General features: G+C 68.8%; 21 protein-coding genes and 2 tRNA genes. 13 read left to right on the top strand and 10 right to left on the bottom strand.

What is annotated here, in order from left to right; genetic code table 11:
• Positions 1 to 63 precede the first annotated feature (63 nt).
• Positions 64 to 146 (bottom strand) — tRNA-Leu (locus D9V41_RS01315).
• A gap of 140 nt (positions 147 to 286) precedes the next feature.
• Here D9V41_RS01315 and D9V41_RS01310 point away from each other — a divergent pair.
• The 6 genes from D9V41_RS01310 to pknB are packed head-to-tail and all read left to right on the top strand — an operon-like array spanning position 287 to position 7,482.
• On the top strand, positions 287 to 1,015 hold the full coding sequence (locus D9V41_RS01310) for an FhaA domain-containing protein (protein WP_121792720.1): 729 nt from the start codon (positions 287 to 289) through the stop codon (positions 1,013 to 1,015).
• Positions 1,016 to 1,024: 9 nt separating this feature from the next.
• Positions 1,025 to 1,516 carry an FHA domain-containing protein FhaB/FipA gene (locus D9V41_RS01305; RefSeq protein WP_121792719.1) on the top strand — a complete coding sequence of 164 codons (492 nt, stop codon included), beginning with the start codon at positions 1,025 to 1,027 and terminating at the stop codon, positions 1,514 to 1,516.
• Between the two features lie 3 nt (positions 1,517 to 1,519).
• Positions 1,520 to 2,806 carry a PP2C family protein-serine/threonine phosphatase gene (locus D9V41_RS01300; protein ID WP_121792718.1) on the top strand — a complete coding sequence of 429 codons (1,287 nt, stop codon included), beginning with the start codon at positions 1,520 to 1,522 and terminating at the stop codon, positions 2,804 to 2,806.
• A complete protein-coding gene (locus tag D9V41_RS01295; protein ID WP_243697113.1) occupies positions 2,803 to 4,173 on the top strand; it encodes an FtsW/RodA/SpoVE family cell cycle protein in 1,371 nt (456 codons plus the stop codon). The genes D9V41_RS01300 and D9V41_RS01295 overlap by 4 nt, the downstream gene beginning before the upstream one ends.
• On the top strand, positions 4,170 to 5,639 hold the full coding sequence (locus tag D9V41_RS01290) for a peptidoglycan D,D-transpeptidase FtsI family protein (protein ID WP_121792717.1): 1,470 nt from the start codon (positions 4,170 to 4,172) through the stop codon (positions 5,637 to 5,639). The genes D9V41_RS01295 and D9V41_RS01290 overlap by 4 nt, the downstream gene beginning before the upstream one ends.
• 46 nt (positions 5,640 to 5,685) lie before the next feature.
• Complete coding sequence (gene pknB, locus D9V41_RS01285) at positions 5,686 to 7,482, top strand: Stk1 family PASTA domain-containing Ser/Thr kinase (RefSeq protein ID WP_121792716.1); 1,797 nt, start codon at positions 5,686 to 5,688, stop codon at positions 7,480 to 7,482.
• Positions 7,483 to 7,491: 9 nt separating this feature from the next.
• Here the strand turns inward: pknB and D9V41_RS01280 are convergent, their stop codons facing one another.
• Entirely contained in the window at positions 7,492 to 8,241 is a 750-nt protein-coding gene (locus tag D9V41_RS01280) for a DUF881 domain-containing protein (RefSeq protein WP_166375852.1), read from the bottom strand.
• 64 nt (positions 8,242 to 8,305) lie between these two features.
• Here D9V41_RS01280 and D9V41_RS17660 point away from each other — a divergent pair, with 64 nt between their 5' ends.
• The gene (locus D9V41_RS17660) at positions 8,306 to 8,542 is read left to right on the top strand and encodes a cell division protein CrgA (RefSeq protein ID WP_166375851.1); all 237 of its coding nucleotides are present in this window, start codon (positions 8,306 to 8,308) and stop codon (positions 8,540 to 8,542) included.
• Positions 8,543 to 8,710: 168 nt separating this feature from the next.
• Here D9V41_RS17660 and D9V41_RS01270 read toward each other — a convergent pair whose 3' ends face one another.
• Both D9V41_RS01270 and D9V41_RS01265 read right to left on the bottom strand, forming a co-directional pair.
• Positions 8,711 to 9,565, bottom strand: coding sequence for a rhomboid family intramembrane serine protease (locus D9V41_RS01270; protein WP_121792714.1), 855 nt, complete (start codon positions 9,563 to 9,565; stop codon positions 8,711 to 8,713).
• Positions 9,562 to 10,080, bottom strand: a complete 519-nt coding sequence (locus D9V41_RS01265; RefSeq protein ID WP_121792713.1) for a peptidylprolyl isomerase — start codon at positions 10,078 to 10,080, stop codon at positions 9,562 to 9,564. The genes D9V41_RS01270 and D9V41_RS01265 overlap by 4 nt, the downstream gene beginning before the upstream one ends.
• Before the next feature lie 70 nt (positions 10,081 to 10,150).
• Between D9V41_RS01265 and D9V41_RS18560 the strand changes: the two genes are divergently transcribed.
• Together D9V41_RS18560 and D9V41_RS01260 are read left to right on the top strand one after the other, a co-directional pair.
• Positions 10,151 to 10,279 (top strand): hypothetical protein, encoded by a 129-nt coding sequence (locus D9V41_RS18560; protein ID WP_279432324.1) that lies wholly within the window; start codon positions 10,151 to 10,153, stop codon positions 10,277 to 10,279.
• Positions 10,276 to 11,049: an enoyl-CoA hydratase/isomerase family protein gene (locus tag D9V41_RS01260; RefSeq protein ID WP_121792712.1), complete on the top strand. Its 774-nt coding sequence runs from the start codon at positions 10,276 to 10,278 to the stop codon at positions 11,047 to 11,049. The genes D9V41_RS18560 and D9V41_RS01260 overlap by 4 nt, the downstream gene beginning before the upstream one ends.
• Positions 11,050 to 11,089: 40 nt before the next feature.
• On the opposite strand, the gene D9V41_RS01255 is transcribed toward D9V41_RS01260, so the two are convergent.
• From D9V41_RS01255 to glyA, 3 genes are all read right to left on the bottom strand, one after another.
• Positions 11,090 to 11,431 (bottom strand): DUF3817 domain-containing protein, encoded by a 342-nt coding sequence (locus D9V41_RS01255; protein WP_121792711.1) that lies wholly within the window; start codon positions 11,429 to 11,431, stop codon positions 11,090 to 11,092.
• Positions 11,428 to 12,141: an SURF1 family protein gene (locus D9V41_RS01250; RefSeq protein WP_166375850.1), complete on the bottom strand. Its 714-nt coding sequence runs from the start codon at positions 12,139 to 12,141 to the stop codon at positions 11,428 to 11,430. The genes D9V41_RS01255 and D9V41_RS01250 overlap by 4 nt, the downstream gene beginning before the upstream one ends.
• A 63-nt stretch (positions 12,142 to 12,204) precedes the next feature.
• Positions 12,205 to 13,482 carry a serine hydroxymethyltransferase gene (gene glyA, locus D9V41_RS01245; RefSeq protein ID WP_121792709.1) on the bottom strand — a complete coding sequence of 426 codons (1,278 nt, stop codon included), beginning with the start codon at positions 13,480 to 13,482 and terminating at the stop codon, positions 12,205 to 12,207.
• A 44-nt stretch (positions 13,483 to 13,526) separates the two neighbouring features.
• Between glyA and D9V41_RS01240 the strand changes: the two genes are divergently transcribed.
• The 3 genes from D9V41_RS01240 (at position 13,527) to D9V41_RS01230 (ending at position 16,299) form a co-directional block, all read left to right on the top strand.
• Entirely contained in the window at positions 13,527 to 14,387 is an 861-nt protein-coding gene (locus D9V41_RS01240; RefSeq protein ID WP_121792708.1) for an oxygenase MpaB family protein, read from the top strand.
• Between the two features lie 57 nt (positions 14,388 to 14,444).
• Positions 14,445 to 15,047: a hypothetical protein gene (locus D9V41_RS01235; RefSeq protein ID WP_121792707.1), complete on the top strand. Its 603-nt coding sequence runs from the start codon at positions 14,445 to 14,447 to the stop codon at positions 15,045 to 15,047.
• Between the two features lie 94 nt (positions 15,048 to 15,141).
• Complete coding sequence (locus D9V41_RS01230; protein WP_243697112.1) at positions 15,142 to 16,299, top strand: benzoate/H(+) symporter BenE family transporter; 1,158 nt, start codon at positions 15,142 to 15,144, stop codon at positions 16,297 to 16,299.
• Here D9V41_RS01230 and D9V41_RS01225 read toward each other — a convergent pair.
• Entirely contained in the window at positions 16,296 to 16,865 is a 570-nt protein-coding gene (locus D9V41_RS01225) for a GNAT family N-acetyltransferase (protein WP_121792705.1), read from the bottom strand. The genes D9V41_RS01230 and D9V41_RS01225 overlap by 4 nt on opposite strands.
• A 184-nt stretch (positions 16,866 to 17,049) precedes the next feature.
• On the opposite strand from D9V41_RS01225, the gene D9V41_RS01220 reads away from it, so the two are divergent.
• A complete protein-coding gene (locus tag D9V41_RS01220) occupies positions 17,050 to 17,439 on the top strand; it encodes a TraR/DksA family transcriptional regulator (protein ID WP_121792704.1) in 390 nt (129 codons plus the stop codon).
• A gap of 104 nt (positions 17,440 to 17,543) precedes the next feature.
• On the opposite strand, the gene D9V41_RS01215 is transcribed toward D9V41_RS01220, so the two are convergent.
• Together D9V41_RS01215 and D9V41_RS18420 are read right to left on the bottom strand one after the other, a co-directional pair.
• Positions 17,544 to 17,619, bottom strand: a tRNA-Ala gene (locus tag D9V41_RS01215).
• A gap of 9 nt (positions 17,620 to 17,628) precedes the next feature.
• Positions 17,629 to 17,739 (bottom strand): DLW-39 family protein, encoded by a 111-nt coding sequence (locus D9V41_RS18420; RefSeq protein ID WP_243697111.1) that lies wholly within the window; start codon positions 17,737 to 17,739, stop codon positions 17,629 to 17,631.
• Positions 17,740 to 17,742 lie beyond the last annotated feature (3 nt).

Genomic DNA, 17,742 nt, shown 5'->3' with positions numbered 1-17,742 from the left:
CCGAGTGACGACATCGACGACGAAAGCCCCGGATCCTCGAGGACCTGGGGCTTTCGTCAGGGGTGCGCGAGGGGGGATTTGAACCCCCACGCCCTTGCGGACACTGGCACCTGAAGCCAGCGCGTCTACCATTCCGCCACTCGCGCATGTGGCCGTCCGTCAGGCGACGCTACGACCGATAGGCGAGTCTAGCAGTCGGTCCCGTGAGTCGAATACCGGGCCGGGTGTGCCCGCCCGATACGATCGAAGCGAAAACCCGTCCTGTCCGCCGAGTGAAGGAGTGCAGATGGCCGGCGTCCTGCAGCGCTTCGAGCGTCGCCTCGAGGGAGCAGTCACCGGGGCCTTCGCGCGCGCCTTCCGCAGCGCGGTGCAGCCCGTGGAGATCGCCGCGGCACTCCAGCGCGAGATCGACAACTCCACGAGCATCCTCAGCCGCGACCGGATCCTCGTCCCCAACGACTTCACGGTGTTCCTGTCACCGGCGGACTATGACCGGCTCACGCCGTTCGGGTCCACGCTCGCCGACGAGCTCGCGACACTGGTGCACGAGCACGTCGATGAGCAGCACTACACGCTCGCCGGATCGCTCGCCATCACCTTCGAGCGCGACGATGCGCTGCGCACGGGGCGCTTCACCGTCGAGGGCCGGACCAACGCCACCATCCACGCCTCCCCGCACGAGCGGATGACCGAAACGTCGGTGCGCTCGGCAGCGGTCGTGCTCGAGGTCGGCGGCATCAAGCATCCGGTCAGCGCCCCGGGCCTCGTCATCGGCCGCGGCTCCGACAGCGATCTCAAGATCGACGATCCGGGCATCTCGCGCCGCCACGCCCGGCTGCGCGTCGGCGGCATGGCCGACGCGCCCGCCGTCGCCATCGAAGACCTCGGCTCGACCAACGGGGTGATCGTCGACGGACGGCGCGTCGACTCCAGCCCGTTGGGCGACGGCTCGCACATCCGGCTCGGAAACACTACGCTCACGGTTCGCATCCCGTCGTCCTCCAAGGCCCGGTGAATCCCGCTCATGAGCGAACTGACCCTCACGCTGATCAAGCTCGGCTTCTTGGCCGTGCTGTGGATCTTCGTGCTTTCGGCGGTCTCGGTCATCCGGACCGACATCTTCGGAACCCGCGTCCCCAGCCGCCAGGTCGCCAAGCCGAGCAAGAAGTCGGCGGCGCCCGCGCAGAAGAGCAAGCCGGCCAAACGCCGCCGCGGCAAGCGCGGTCAGCCGAGCCTCCTGCAGATCGTCGACGGACCCAATGCCGGGCAGAGCGTTCCCCTCGGCGACGATCCGATCATCCTCGGCCGAGGGACGGACGCCGCGATCCGGCTCAACGACGACTACGTCTCCACCCGGCATGCTCGCTTCGCCTCCAACGGCGAACAGTGGTTCGTCGAGGACCTCGGGTCGACGAACGGCACGTACATCGGCAGCCAGCGCATCACCACCCCCGTCCCGCTCTCGATGGGCACGCAGGTGCGGCTGGGCAAGACGATCGTCGAGCTGCGGAAGTAGCAGATGGCCCTCACCTATCGCTACGTCGCGCTCACCGACACCGGTCTGCGACGCTCGAACAACCAGGACTCCGGGTACGCGAGTGACCGGCTCCTGGTCATCGCCGACGGCATGGGGGGAGCCGCTGCCGGCGACCTCGCCTCGTCCCAGACGTTGCGCGTCATCCGCCAAGAGCTCGACCGCGAGCTGGAGAACACCGACGCCCTGAGCGCGCTGGGCATCGCCGTCGACCACGCCAACGCCCGGCTCGGCGAGCTGATCGCCGACGACCCCGCGGTCGAGGGCATGGGCACGACGCTCGAAGCGATGGTCTGGGACGGCGAGAAGCTCGCGTGGGCGCACATCGGCGACTCCCGCGTGTACCGCCTCCGCGAGGGCCGTCTCGCCCAGATCAGCACCGACCACACCTTCGTGCAGAGCCTCGTCGACGAAGGCCGCATCACCAGCGAGGAGGCGCGCGTCCACCCGCACCGTTCGCTGCTGTTGCGGGCAATCCTCGGTCGCGACGACAACGACGCCGACCTCTCCTGGCTCCAGCCGGCGGCCGGCGACCGCTACCTGCTGTGCAGCGACGGGCTCACCGACATGGTCGACGACGCCACGATCGAGCGCACCATGCGGCTCGAGACGATCGACATGGTCGCCGCCGAGCTCGTCCGACTGGCGCTGGAAGCCGGCGGCTTCGACAACGTCACCGTCGTGATCGCCGAGTTCGTCGACGCCGAGGCCGAGGCCGATCCCGAACTCGCGTGCGCCGACGGTGCACCGCAGATCGTCGGCGCCGCAGCCGATGCTCCGCGTCCCCGCGGCGCCGACGAGATCGAGGCCACCCGCGACAGTGCGGGCCTGTCGACCACCCCGCAGGACGGAGAGCCCGACCCCGAGGAACTGCGCTACGCCCCCAGGCCACCGAGCCGCTGGCGGGCGCTGCGCTGGGTGCTCGGCGCGGTCGTCCTGCTCGCGCTCGCCGCAGGCGCGGCCTACTGGGCCTACGACTGGAGCCAGCAGCAGTACTACGTCGCCGACGACGACGGCAAGGTCGCCATCTATCGCGGTGTCAAGGCCGAACTCCCCGGCGTCACGTTGAGCCGCGTGCACGAGGTCACCGACATCACCGTCGACGACCTCCCCGACTATCAGCAGGGCCGCGTCGAGGCCGGTATCAGCGCGGCCAGCCGGGCCGAGGCCGATCAGATCGTCGCCAATCTCGAGGATGCCGTCGACCGGCCGCGCCCCAGTCCCAGTGCGAGCCCCTCGCCGACGCCGAGTCCGGAGGAGGCACGACCGTGAGCACACCGACCTGGGTGCCGCGCCGCCGCCGCGGCGCCGAACTCGCCCTCACCGTCATGGCCGTCGCGATCGGCGTGTTCGGCTACATCGCCGTCGGCCTGGGCGTCTCCGGCACGATCCCGTCCGACACCTACGCACTGATCGGCGGGCTCGTCCTGGCCGCCATCGGCGCCCACCTCGCCGTGCGCCGGTTCGCGCCCTACGCCGACCCGATCCTCCTGCCCCTCGTGCTGTGCCTCAACGGTCTCGGCCTGGTGATGATCCACCGGCTCGACCTCGGTCGCCAAGCGATCGATCCGGAGCGCGGCGCCTTCGCCGGCAGCCAAGTGGTCTGGACCTTCGTCGGCATCGTCGCGTTCGCCGCGGTACTCGTCATCGTGCGCGACCATCGCCGTCTCCAAGCACTGACCTACACCTTCGGCCTGGCCGCGATCGTGCTGCTGATTCTGCCGTTGCTCCCGGGTATCGGACACGAGCAGAACGGCGCTCGCATCTGGATCCGCCTCGGGCCGTTCAGCTTCCAGCCCGGCGAGGCGGCCAAGATCTGTCTGGCGATCTTCTTCGCCGGCTACCTCGTGGTCAAGCGCGACGTGTTGGCGCTCGCCGGCAAACGCATCCTCGGCATCGACCTGCCCCGCGGCCGCGACCTCGGGCCGATTCTCCTCGGCTGGCTGATCAGCGTCGGCATTCTCGTGTTCCAGCGCGATCTCGGGTCGTCGCTGCTGTTCTTCGGCCTGTTCGTCGTCGTCCTGTTCGTGGCCACCGAGCGGCCGGGGTGGCTCGTCGTGGGCAGCCTGCTGTTCGCCTTCGGCGCCTGGCTCGGTTACACCGCGTTCGGCCACGTCCGTGTCCGCTTCGAGGCCTGGCTCGACCCGTTCGCCGACCCGGACCGCAACATGCAGATCGTCAGCGCCCTGTTCGGGCTGGCACACGGCGGGCTCATCGGTCGCGGGTGGGGACAAGGCAGCCCCGAACTCACGCCGTTCTCCTTCTCGGACTTTATCCTCGCCTCGCTCGGCGAAGAACTGGGCCTGACCGGGCTCATGGCCATCCTGCTGATCTACGGGCTCATCGTCGAACGTGGCCTGCGCATCGCGCTGACCTGTCGCGACGGATTCGGCAAGCTTCTCGCCATCGGTCTCACGATGTCGTTCGCCATCCAGGTGTTCATCGTCGCCGGCGGCGTCACCCGGCTCATCCCGCTGACCGGCCTCACCGCGCCGTTCCTCGCGCAAGGCGGGTCCTCGATCGTCATGAACTGGGCGATCATCGCGCTGCTGCTGCGGATCAGTGACCAGACGCGCCGGCCGGCGCCCCCCACCTCGAGCGTGGGCAGCGACGAACAGACTCAGGTGGTGAAGCTGTGAACAAGCCGATCCGACTGCTCTCCATCGCGTGCCTGCTGATGTTCGCGGCGTTGCTCGTCAACGCCAACGTGCTGCAGGTCGTGCAAGCCGATGACCTCAACGCCCGCGAGGGCAACCGGCGGGTGATCGACGAGGAGTTCAGCCGTGAGCGGGGGGCGATCCTCGTCGACGGCACACCGGTCGCCGAGAGCGTCCCCACCGACGACCGCTGGAGTTTCCAGCGCCAGTACCCGGAGGCAGGACTCTACGCGCCGGTCACCGGCTACTTCTCCTACATCTACGGGCAGAGCGCCCTCGAGCGGAGCCAGAACAGCATCCTCTCCGGGTCGGACAACCGGCTCTTCGTCAACCGGGTCGTGGATCTGCTGGGCAACCAGGAGCCGCAGGGGGGCAGCGTGGAGCTGACACTCGATCCGGTGGCCCAGCGGGCGGCGGCCGAGGGCCTGCGCGACCTCGGCGAGGGCACGCGCGGAGCGGTGGCCGCGATCAACCCGCAGACGGGCGAGATCCTCGCGATGGTCAGCCAGCCGACCTACGACCCCAACGCGCTCGCCAGCCACGACCTCTCGGCCACCCGGGACGCCTGGGACCAGCTCACTGCCGATCCCAACCAGCCGATGCTCAACCGGTCCACGCAGCTCACCTTGCCGCCGGGTTCGACGTTCAAGCTGGTGACCGCCGCGGCGGCACTGGAGAACCTCAACCTCACCCCGGACTCCGAGGTCAAGGGCGGCGCGGAGTTGACGTTCCCCGGCAAGCAGTACACGCTCCCCAACCAGGGCGGAAGCGACTGTGGAGGCGATCCGATCTCGCTGCGTCAGGCCCTCGAGGTCTCCTGCAACGTGTCGTTCGGCGATCTGGCCAACCAGGTCGGCGAAGACGCACTCGTCGAGCAGGCCGAGCTCTTCGGCTTCGGGGCCGATCCGCTCCAGGGGCTGGCGTACGAGCGGAGCCGCGTCGTCGGCGCGCAGTCCGAGGGTCTTGAGGACACCCAGCTGGCGCAGACCGGCATCGGCCAGTACGAGGTCGCCGCGACACCGCTGCAGATGGCCATGGTGGCCGCGGCCATCGCCAACGACGGCGTCGTCATGAATCCCTACATCGTCGACACCCTCCGGGCACCCAACCTGGAGGTGCTCGAGCAGACCGAACCCTCGGAGTTCGGCGAGGCGATGAGCCCGGAGCACGCGGCCATGCTCCGGGACATGATGGTCTCGGTGGTCGACAGCGGTACCGGCGGCCCGGCCGCCATCCCCGGCGTCCAGGTCGGGGGCAAGACGGGCACGGCCGAGTCGGCCGCGGACCGGCCCCCGTACGCCTGGTTCGTCAGCTTCGCCCCGGCCAACGACCCGCAGGTCGCCGTCGCGGTGCTCGTGGAGGCCGTCACCGGCGACACGTCAGACATCGGCGGCGGACGCCTCGGCGGTCCCATCGCGCGCTCCGTCATGGAAGCCGTCCTCCGGTGACCCCGGACTTCCCCGACCCAACTCACCCTCTGGGAGACTGAACAGCATGACCGAATCGGACGAGACCCCCACCGTCCCGCTGGGCGACCGCTACGAAATGGGTGGCCTGCTGGGGCGGGGCGGCATGGCGGAGGTGCGGATCGGACGCGACCTTCGCTTGGGACGCCCGGTCGCCATCAAGCAGTTGCGAGCAGACCTCGCCGCCGATCCGACCTTCCAGGAGCGGTTCCGCCGCGAGGCCCAGTCCGCGGCGTCGCTGAACCACCCCTCCATCGTCGCCGTCTACGACACGGGTGAAGCGCCCGATGTCCACGGCAACGACATCCCCTACATCGTGATGGAGCTCGTCGAGGGGCGCACGCTGCGCGACATCATGCGTGACGGGCGCAAGATCATGCCCGAACGCGCGCTGTCCATCACCGCCGACATCCTCAGCGCCCTCGACTACAGCCACCGCGCCGGCATCATCCACCGTGACATCAAGCCGGCGAACATCATGCTGACCCCGGCCGGTCAGGTGAAGGTCATGGACTTCGGTATCGCCCGGGCGATCGCCGACTCATCCTCGGCCATGACACAGACCGCGGCCGTCATCGGCACGGCGCAGTACCTCTCGCCCGAGCAGGCGCGGGGCGAGACCGTCGACGCCCGGAGCGACATCTACTCGACCGGCTGCGTGTTGTACGAGCTGCTCACCAGCCGCCCGCCGTTCGTCGGCGACAGCCCGGTCTCGGTGGCCTATCAGCACGTGCGCGAGGAGGCCACGCCTCCCTCGCAGCTCAACCCCGAGGTCACGATCGAAGTCGACCACATCATCGCCAAGGCGCTCGCCAAACGCGTCGACGACCGGTATTCGAGCGCCGCCGACATGCGCAAGGACATCGACCACGTGCTGGCCGGTGGCAGCGTCGACGCACCCACCCAGACCACTCAAGCGCTCGGCGGCACCGCTGTCGCGCCGGCGGCCGCGACCTCCACGATTCCCGCCGCAGCCGCGGCCACCGACGACGAAGAGAGGTCGTCAAAGAAGAAGTGGTGGATCGCCGCCGCGGTGCTTCTCGTCGCGCTGTTAGCCGCCGGTGCGCTCGTCTGGGCGTTCACGAGCCAGGACGAGCCAGCGCCGACGATGGTCGACGTCCCGACGGGACTACAGGGAATGGACGAGCAGAGCGCGCAACGCGCGCTCGAGCAGGCCGGGCTCACCCTGGGTGACGTCACCTCCGAGGCCAGTAGCGACGTGCCTCAGGACCGCGTCATCCGAAGCGATCCCGAAGAAGGGACCTCCGTCGAGGAGGGCACGGCCGTCGACCTCGTGCTGAGCTCGGGACCCGAGCAGGTACAGGTGCCCGACGTCTCGGACTACATGCTCGACCAGGCGAAGTCGTTGCTGGAGGGGGAGCGGTACGGCCTGGTGGTCCAAGTCGAGGAAGCCGACAGCGAGCAGCCCGCCGGTCGCGTCCTCAACACCAACCCGCCGGCCGGCACCTCCGTGGAGCGCGGGTCCACCGTGACGCTCATCGTCTCGCGCGGCCAGGTCTCCGTCCCGAACGTCGTGGGCCAGACACGTCAGCAGGCGGAGCAGACACTCGCCGGCGTCGAGGGCGCTGAGTTCCAGGTCGTGGTGAACGAGGACCCGAACTCCTCCGCGCCTGCCGGCCAGGTCACGGCTCAGAACCCGACAGCGGGTACGTCGGTGGCGCCAGGTTCGACAATCACCTTGACGGTGTCGACGAACGACGGCGACGAGGACGAGGGCAACGGAAACGGGAACGGCAACGGCAACGGTGGGGGGAACGGCGGCGGCAACGGCAATGCGCCGACGACCCCGCCTGGTCTGGACTGAGCCTTCCGCTCAGTTGAGCACCTCGGCGTGCTGGAGGTTGAGCGACCCTTGGTACGCCGGGGCGTTCACCTCCCGGAATACCTTGCGCTCGTACCCGAGTTCGTAGCGGTCGGCCCAATCGCGGTAGGTCGCGACCTCGGCCGAGTCGTCGAGGGCACCCGTCAGTTCCCACGGGTCTCCCACCGCCTCGATGACATAGGGCGGCGAGTACGGCACACCGTCGAGGACCACGGTGTTACCCACGCACTTGATTCCCGTCGTGGAGATGAGTCGCTGTCCCTGCAACGTGATGGCTTCGGCACCACCGGCCCAGAGCGCATTGACGAAAGCCTGGATGTCCTGCTGGTGCACGACGAGGAAGTTCGGATCGAGCCCGTCGGGGACCTCCACGTCGCGCGGTGCGTCGGACAGCGTGATCTGCACGCCCGGACCGACGACGGGGGAGAAGCCGCTGCGGGGTTCGAGCTCGTGCACGTGCGCTCGCGCCTCGTCTAGATCTCGGGTCGAGGAGACCTGCTGAGTGAGCTCGTCGATGTCCTCCTGCAGCTCCGCAGCTCGCTGCTGCCGCTGCTCGACGGCTCGCGCGCGGTCACTCAGCACCGTGCTGATGTCGCCGCCGGCCGGCCGCAGATCCAGCCCGGCCGAGCTCACGTTGGCCGAAACGAAGAAGAATCCGCACGCCACGGAAACGGCCAACACCGCCAGGTGCCAGCCCTTGCGCGATCGCCGTGCGCTCCCGGGCTCCTCATGCTCGGCCATGCGCACTAGGCTAGTCGAGAATTCAGAACGGCCGTGTGCCGTAGCGACCACCGGGAGAACGACCGTGCGACGACGCAACAAGGAGACCCAGGGCCCCAAGCCGCAGAAGATCGGCAACCGCTGGGCTGCACCAGCCATGGTGATCTCGGCTGTCATCGGCCTCGTGTGGATCGTGGTGTTCTACACGATCAGCTCCACCGACATCACGATCCCGTGGTACTCCGACCTCGGCCAGTGGAACCTGGCCATCGGCATGGGCTTCATCGTGGCTGCCTTCGGCTTCGCCATGAAGTGGGAGTGAGTCGAGCCCTCCCATCTCGAAACGGCGACGGCGCGTACGGATCTCTCGTACGCGCCGTCGCCGTTTCTGCTTGTCCACCCCTGGGGGTAAGCGTGTGAATAACACGCCTGTAACTCTCCACACGTGTGCACACAGCTGTGGATAACTACACGAGTGTGATTTGCTTTCTCAGCCCACCGGAACGGGCATGAAGGGTTGCACCAGCTCCAGTGATCGCAGCACGACCGCCGCGACGATGACGATCCACAGGACCGCGAACGCCGTCACCTGCACGAACGTCCGGCGCTCTCGTGGTGCCCAGGCGAAGACCGCGCCGAGTACGCATCCGGTGAGGAACCCGCCGAGATGCCCCTGCCAGCTGATGCCCGCCTGCAGGCTGATCAGGCCGTTGATGGCGAGCAGCACGAGCATTCCGGTGATGTTCTGGCGCTGGCGGATCAGGAAGATCAACGCCAGCCCGAACATGCCGAACACGGCCCCCGAAGCGCCGATGGTCGCCGTCATCGGCGAGGCGAGCCAGTACACGAACGCCGAGGCGGACACGGCCAGGGTCAGGTACGTGGCGATGAACCGCCAGCGGCCGAGAATCCCCTCGACGAACGGGCCGAACAGATACAGGGCCAGCATGTTGAACCCGAGGTGGAGCAGGCTGCCGTGGAGGAACGCCGAGGTGAGGAGCCGCCAGTACTCCTCCTGGTAGGCCACCTCCACGCCCACCATCGCACCCTCGCGGAAGACCGGACCGCGGGAGCCGCCGGTCAGCATCGCCAGGACGTGCACGATCACGTTGAGGCCGATGATGACCGTGGTGACGGCGCCGGCGTTCAGTGAGATCGCGCCACCGGCCGCCGTTCGCGGCTGGCGCACCGACGCACGGCCCGAAGCCACGCACTCGGGACACTGGAACCCGACGGACGCCTCACGCATGTCGTCGGGGCAGATGAACCGCTCGCAGCGCTGGCACTGGATGTAGGCATCACGATCGGGATGCCGGTAGCACCGGTGCGGCGGCGGCTGCGTCACGACCGGCTGATGGTGACCGAGTCGATGACGACATCCTCGGCCGGACGATCGAAACGATCGGTGGCCGTGGAGGCGATGGCGTCGACGACGTCGCGGCTCGCCTGGTCGGCGACCTCACCGAAGATGGTGTGGCGACGGTTGAGGTGCGGCTGCGGTCCGACCGTGATGAAGAACTGCGAACCGTTGGTGCCCGGGCCGGCGTTGGCCATGGCCAGCAGGTAAGGACGGTCGAACTGCAGGTCCGGGTGGAACTCGTCGGCGAACTCGTAGCCGGGGCCGCCCGTGCCGTTGCCGAGCGGGTCGCCGCCCTGGATCATGAAGCCCTGGATGACGCGGTGGAAGACGACGCCGTTGTAGAGCGGCTTGCTGGTGACCTGCTGCGTCGAGGGGTCGAGCCACTCCTTGCTTCCCTCGGCGAGGCCGACGAAGTTCTCGACCGTGACGGGCGCCTGATTGTCAAACAGGTTGAGCACGATATCGCCGCGGTTGGTGTGGAGGGTGGCGGTGAGGGGCACTGCGAGTCCTTTCGGGGGGTTTCTCCTATCTTCCCACGTGAGGACAAGCACATCCCGCTACGGTGGGGGCATGTCTGCTCGTCGACTTCTCGTCCTCGCCGGCCTCGTCGCGACCGGTGTCATCGTGTACCGCAAGGCAACGGCCGACAAGGGTGGCTCGTACGATCCGTCCACCGCTCCGGCCGGCGTCCAGCAGTGACGGTCCACGTCGACCGCGAGGGCGGCATCGCCACCCTCGTCTTCTCCGCGCCGCCGCTGAACCTCTACTCGCTGGAGTTGCACGAGGAGTTCGACCGGGCCCTCGACGCGATCGACGCCGACCTGCCTCGCGCCCTGGTCATCCGGGCCGAAGGCAAGGTCGTCTCCGGCGGGGTCGACGTGGCGCAGTTCCATGCTCGGAAGTCCCGCGAAGCCACCAAGGAGCTCTACGACCGGATGCTGGAGCTTCCGGAGCGGGTGGCCGCTCTCCCGGTACCGACGATCTTCGCCGCACACGGCTTGACCCTGACGTGGGCCCTCGAGGTGGCGCTCGCATGTGACGTGCTCCTCGCGAGCGACAAGGCGCGTTTCGGGCTCGTCGAGCGTGTCATCGGTCTGACCCCGACGATGGGCGGGACTCAGCGGTTCGCGGCGCGAGCCGGAGTCGCTCGCGCGAAGGAGTTCGTGTTCACGGGCACGCAGTACGACGCGGCGACGCTGGAACGGTGGAATGTGGTGAACCGCGTGTTCGCGGCGGGCGACTTCGACGCCGAAGTCGAGCGATTCGTCGCCGACCTCGCGGACGGGCCGACCAAGGCCTTCGGCGCCGCCAAGGAGATCCTGCGTCAGTACGAAGCCGGTGGGGTGACTGCAGCGAATGCGGCGACCACGTCCATCGCGTCCGCACTCTTCGACACCGCCGACCTCCAGCACGGCATGGAGTCCTTCCTCACCGACGGCCCCGGCAACGCCACCTTCCGCGGCGAGTGATCGATTCCCTACGGGCCTGGTGATCCCTCACGGGGGCGCGTCAGACCGCAGCGGGGGCGGGGGTCGCCTCGCGCTGGACGCGGTGCGTGGTGCGGCGCTCGGACCAGAACGAGACGAGCGGGATGCAGGCGAACAGCAGGATGCTCACCATGTAGCCCCAGCTCCACTTCTGGCGCAGCGTCAGCTTGGCGACGAGGACGACGAGCACGATGAACAGCAAGCCGTGAACCTGGTCGATGATGAGGAACGTGTCCTGGTGACGGTGCCAGAACGAGCCCGGATCGGTGAGCAGCTTGCCGAGGAAACCGGCCATCACGACGAGAAGATTGAGGCCGACGATCGTGGCCATGACTTGATACGCGCGCAAGAGCCGGTCGTTCACGACGCCAGGGTATCGCCGCGGTCCAACCGTTCTCGCGCCGTTTCCACCGACTCGCGGCCCATCCGCCACCACATGAAGACGACGAACGCCCCGAACGCCCACCACTGCAGGCTGTAGCCGAGATTCTGGCCGCCGGCGGTCCACGAGACGTCGGGCTCCGGCAGATTCGGGGCACGCAGCCCTGGAGGTACGACCGAGTCGTCGTCGGCGAGCGCGTACCCGGACCACAGGTCGAAGGGCAGCTCGTTGATGAGCGTAGGAATCCGCACCGAACCGATCGTGCGACTGTCCGGATCGAACCGGCCGGCCGCTTCATCCGAGGGCTGCAGCACTCCGTCGAAAGTCACGGCGCCGCTCGGCACTTCGGGGAATCCCTCGGGCTCCGGTGCCCACCCCCGCACGACCAACAGTGCCGATCCGTCGACCATGACCGGCGCGACGAGCCAGGCACCGACTCCGGCATCCGCGTGCTCCTGACCGGTCACCCACAGTTGTTCCTCGGCGGGGCGGAACTCACCGGTGATGGTCACCGGCCGCATCTGCTGGCGCGCCGTGAAGATCTCGTCCGGACCCCAGACCTCGTCGAGCGGCTTCGTGGGCACCTCCTGCCGGTCCGCGCGCTCACTCTCCTGCCGAGCGTCGTAGACACCCAACTGCCACGCGCCCGCGACCAGACAGACCACGAAGGCCACGATCGCGAAGGCGTGCATACCCAGCATCGACGGCCGCAGCCACAGCCGGAGGGTCGAAGGGGGACGGTCGGCGGCCAAGGGTCAGGCGGTGAACGGCTTGAGACCCGGGTAGAGGGGGAAGCGGTCGGCCAATGCGGCGGTGCGCCGACGGAGTCCCTCGACATCCACGTCACCGGGCTGAAGCGCCGCCGCGATGATGTCGGCGACCTCGGTGAACTCCTCGGCGCCGAAGCCACGCGTGGCGAGCGCCGGCGTGCCGATGCGCAGGCCCGACGTCACCATCGGGGGCCGCGGGTCATTCGGGACGGCGTTGCGGTTGACCGTGATGCCCACCTCGTCGAGGCGGTCTTCGGCCTGCTGTCCGTCCAGCTCGGAGTTGCGCAGGTCGACGAGCACGAGGTGCACATCGGTGCCACCGCTGAGTACCTGGATACCGGCGGCCTTGGCGTCGTCAGCGAGGAGACGCTCAGCGAGGATCCGGGCACCCTCGAGGGTGCGCTCCTGCCGGTCCTTGAACTCCGGCTCGAGCGCCATCTTGAACGCGACGGCCTTGGCCGCGATGACGTGCTCGAGGGGGCCGCCCTGCTGGCCGGGGAAGACCGCCGACCGCATCTTCTTGGCGACGTCCTCGTCGTTGGTGAGGATGGCGCCGCCGCGGGGGCCGCCGAGCGTCTTGTGCGTCGTGGTGGTCACCAGATGTGCGTGCGGCAGCGGGCTCGGGTGGAGCCCGGCTGCGACGAGTCCGGCGAAGTGCGCCATGTCGACCCACAGCTTGGCGCCGACCTCGTCGGCGATCGCGCGGAACGCGGCGAAGTCGAGCTGGCGCGGGTAGGCCGACCAGCCGGCGATGATGACGCGCGGGCGGTGCTCGAGAGCCAGTGAGCGCACCTCGTCCATGTCGACGAGTCCGGTCTCAGGCACGACGTGGTACGGCACGACGTTGTAGAGGCGGCCGGAGAAGTTGAGCTTCATGCCGTGCGTGAGGTGGCCGCCGTTGGCCAGATCGAGGCCGAGGATCGTGTCGCCGGCGCTCGCGAGCGCGTGGAGGGCCGCGGCGTTGGCCGACGCGCCCGAGTGCGGCTGGACGTTGGCGTACTGGGCGTCGAAGAGCTGCTTGAGCCGGTCGATCGCGATCTGCTCGACCTCGTCGACGAACTCGCATCCGCCGTAGTAGCGCTTACCGGGGTAACCCTCGGCGTACTTGTTGGTGAGCACGCTGCCCTGCGCCTCGAGGGCGGCAACGGGGGCGAAGTTCTCCGAGGCGATCATCTCGAGAGTGCTCTGCTGACGCTTCAGCTCGGCGTCCAGCAGCGAGGCGATCTCGGGATCGTAATCGACGAGGTGCGCGTCATGGCTCATATCAGAAGGGTATCCGGCCAGGAAATGCCGCCTATGCTCGGGACATGAACGCCCTCGAAGCCGTGCGGTCCCGCGTCGGTGCCGCGATCTTCGCGCGCGTCGCCGGTGACGAGGGCCCGGCTCGCCGCGACCGCATCCACGGGTCGGCGGGACCGCGCCGTTTCGGTCCCGCCGACCCGATCTGGCGCGTGCACAGTGACGCGTCGATGTTCGTCGGCGGCATTCGGGCGCTCCTGCTGCAGTCGCTCCACCCGCTGGCGATGGCCGCCGTCGATCAGCATTCAGGCTTCCGTGGAGATCCGTGGGGTCGGTTGCACCGCACGAGCGGCTTCCTCGCCGAGACGACCTTCGCGCCGATCGACCAGGCTGATCGTGCCATCGCGATCGTGCGTGCCGTGCACGCCCACATCAGCGGGACGACGCCGGACGGACGACCATACGAGGCCAGCGACCCTCATCTGCTGCGGTGGGTCCACGTCGCCGAAGTCGATTCGTTCCTACGGGCCCATGATCGATACGGGTCCCGGCCACTGACACCGGCCGAACGCGACACGTATGTGGCCCAGGCGGCCGTCACGGCAGAGCTGCTCGGAGCCGAGGACGTGCCGCGCACCGTCGGCGAACTCGACGCGGTCCTCGCGTCGTATCGGCCTGAACTCGCCTCGACCGCGGCCGCCCGCGCCGCCGCACGGTTCCTGATCGTCCATCCACCCGTGCCGATCGCCGTGCGGGCTCCCTACGGGCTCCTCAGCGCGGCCGCGATCGGTCTCCTGCCACGCTGGGCCCGCTGGCCGTTGCGCCTTCCGTGGCTGCCGGGCGTCGAAGCGACGGCCGTTCGCGCCGCGGGCCTCACGGTCACGAGCGGCATCCGCTGGGCGATGTCACCGCCGCCGGTCTCGACATGAGGATTCCGGTGAGGCGCGCCAGAATGGAAACCTGTCCATCCGAAGGAGTGAACGACCGTGAAGAAGCTGACCCTGCTGGCGGCGGCTGCCGTCGGCTACGTCCTCGGCACGAAGGCCGGCCGGGAGCGCTACGAGCAGATCAAGGCCCAGGCCGAGAAGCTGTGGAGCTCTGAGCCGGTGCAGAGCACGGTCGACACCGTGCAGAGCGCCGCCCGTGATGCTGCCTCGGACGCCGGTCACAAGGCTGCCGACGTGGCCAGCGACGTGAGCGGCAAGGTCGCCGAGACCGCGAACGATGCGGCGAGCGCGATGACGTCCAAGGTCAAGAGCGCGGCTGACTTCGCCTCGGAGGATCCCGGGGACGCGGGGGATGCGGACGCAGCCAAGGCCAACGAGACCTGGAACCGCTCCGATGACCTCGCAGCCGAGGCTCAGGCCGATTCTGCCCGCGCCGATGCCGAAGCGGCGTTCGGTGAGGTCGACGGTGCGGAGGCAGCGCAGAGCGCGAACGAAGCGCAGACCGCAGCCGAGGATCTCGCCGAGGCCGCGCAGTCACAGTCGGCTCGCGGCGATGCCTCCGCGGCCTACACCAAGGACGCGATCGACGAACAACTCGAGGAGACGGTGATCGACGAGCCGCGCCCCGGCTCGACGAGCTGACCGGTTCCTGACGTCATACGCCCGGTGGCCTGGAGGCCGCCGGGCGTATGACGTTCTTGTGTCCAGGGCGATGTCGGACCGCTACGCTCCGGATGTGCAGGAGGAGAGAAGGGCGGCGATCGTCGCCGGGCTGGTCACCGCCGCCGTCGGCTTCACCAGTTCCTTCGCCGTGGTACTCGCCGGCCTCGACGCCGTCGGCGCCTCCGCGTCGCAGGCGGCGTCCGGTCTGCTGATCCTCTGCGTGACTCAGGGGCTCGGGACGATCCTGCTGGCGCTGCGGTATCGGGTGCCGGTCACCCTGGCCTGGTCGACACCCGGAGCGGCGCTCCTCGCCACCACGGGAATGGTGGACGGCGGGTGGCCCGCGGCGGTCGGCGCCTTCCTCGTCGTCGGCCTGCTGGTCGTCGCGACCGCCGCCATCAAACAGCTCGCCGATCTCGTTCGCGCCATCCCCACCTCGATCGCCCAGGCGATGCTAGCCGGTGTCCTCGTCCCGCTGTGCCTTGCTCCCGTCACCGCCACCGCCGAGCGCCCGCTACTCCTGGCGCCGGTGGTGCTCACGTGGCTCCTCCTCGCGGCGCTCGCCCCGCGCTGGGCCTCTCCCGCCGCGCTCGTCGTCGCGCTCACTCTCGCCGTGCTGGCCGGCGACGATCGTTCTGGGGCCGTATGGCCGGGCCTGGCGTGGACCATGCCCACCTTCTCGATCGGCGCGGTCGTCGGCCTCGCGGTCCCGCTCTATCTCGTCACCATGGCGGCTCAGAACGTCCCTGGCGCCGCCGTGCTGACCAGCTTCGGCTACCGGCCGCCGTGGCGAGCCGCGATGCTGGTGACCGGGGTGGGAACGATCGGCGGAGCGCCCGCCGGCGGCCATGCCATCAACCTCGCCGCGATCAGCGCCGCGCTTTCGGCCTCCCCAGAAGCAGGACCGGACCCGTCGAAGCGCTGGGTCGCCGCCGTGACGACCGGGACCACGTACGTCGTCATCGCCCCGCTGGCGGCACTGCTCACGGCGGTGGTCGTCGCGGCGCCCCCCGGCCTCGTCGCGGCCGCCGCCGGCCTCGCGTTGCTCACCACGCTGGCGGGCTCGCTGCGGGCGGCGCTCACGGCAGCCGATCGCGCCGAGCCGGCGATCGTGACTTTCCTGGTCGCTGCCTCCGGCATCAGCGTATGGGGGATCGGCGCAGCGTTCTGGGCCTTGGTGGCCGGTGTGATCGCGCACCTGGTGCTGCGAAGGACAGTTCGAGCACGCTAGGCCGGACGGGGACGCTCCATGCTCCAGACGGTCGGCCCATCCTGGATCGTTGTCACCGCCGACGTGACGAACCCGTGGCGCTCGTACAGAGTGACGTTGCGCGGATCCGACGTCTCCAGGTGCATGCCAACGCGGACGCGTTGGTCGAGGAGATCGAGGGCGGCGCGCAAGACGGCGCTGCCGAGTCCACGGCCCTGCTGGTCGGGACGCACACCAACGGTCGCGAGCGTCCAGGCTCCGGGGTCGGCCGGAGCACGGAGCTCTACCGAGGCGAGTCGGGCGATGCGGTCGCCGTGGAGTTCGACGACGCGCCGCTCCGCCTCACCGGGAAGGGAAGCACCGGGCGGGACGAACGCGGCGACGGCCGCCAGATCGCCGGTCACCATGACGAGACCGTGCGGCATCGCCAGGTGCGCGAGGTAGAGGTGCTGCACCTCACGCAGGCGTTCGTCGTGATCGTCCGGGGGGAGGATCCAATCGGTCCACGGGTAACCGTGGAAGGCCGCCGCCAGGGTACGTGCCGCCGCGTCGAGATCGCCGACGACGGCTTCGCGGACGGACGTCATCGAATCCCCAACCGTCGAGGAGCCAACGACATGCTCCGACCATCCCCCGCTTGCTGCGTGCTGACGTGCATTCGCGAGACGATATACCTCGGCGTCACGAGCACCGCAGCGGGATCGACTTCGACCGATCCTCACACCGACGTCGCACGGTGGACGGGCTAGGAGCCACGAAAGGTGAGACGCGATGGACGGAAAAACCCCGGAGCGGGATCAGGATTCGTTCGTCGAGTTCGACGACGCGCGGGCGATCCTCCTCGTCGATCACGAGCGAACCACCGCCCGTATCCGCGCCCTCGGGCGGGACTTCACCTCGATCGTCGAGGACTCCGAGCTCAGCGCGACCGACGACGAGCACGATCCGGAGGGAACGACGATCGCCTTCGAACGCTCACAGACGAGCGCACTTCTCGGGGCGGCCGTGCGGCATCTCGCTGATGTGGAGGCGGCCTTGAGGAAGATCGACGAAGATTCGTACGGTCGCTGCGAGTACTGCGGCGAACCCATCTCCCGCGAACGTCTCCGGGCTCGGCCCGCGGCGCAAACCTGCATCACGTGCGCGGAGAAGACGGTCTGAGAGCGAGTGACACTGCCCGACGTCATACCTTTTGTGGCCCAGGGGCCGCCGATCGTCTGGCGCAAGCAATCGGGATGGACGCCCTCAGGAGGAAGATCGCCGCGTGGTGGAGCTGAGGGGACTCGAACCCCTAACCCCCTGCTTGCAAAGCAGGTGCGCTACCAATTGCGCCACAGCCCCAAGATTGGATCAGACCACCCGATCGCTGGCCTGCGCCCAGGGGTCCTGCTGTGCCGAGCGGCGACGCAGAAGAGCGAACACGCCGGCACCCGCGGCGACGATGACGAGGAGCTTCTTCATGTC

Origin of the sequence: Aeromicrobium phragmitis (assembly GCF_003674095.1) — a bacterium.
GTDB classification, from domain to species: domain Bacteria; phylum Actinomycetota; class Actinomycetes; order Propionibacteriales; family Nocardioidaceae; genus Aeromicrobium; species Aeromicrobium phragmitis.
The sequence above is the reverse complement of the archived record's forward strand: the minus strand, read 5'-3'. Positions and strand labels throughout refer to the sequence as shown.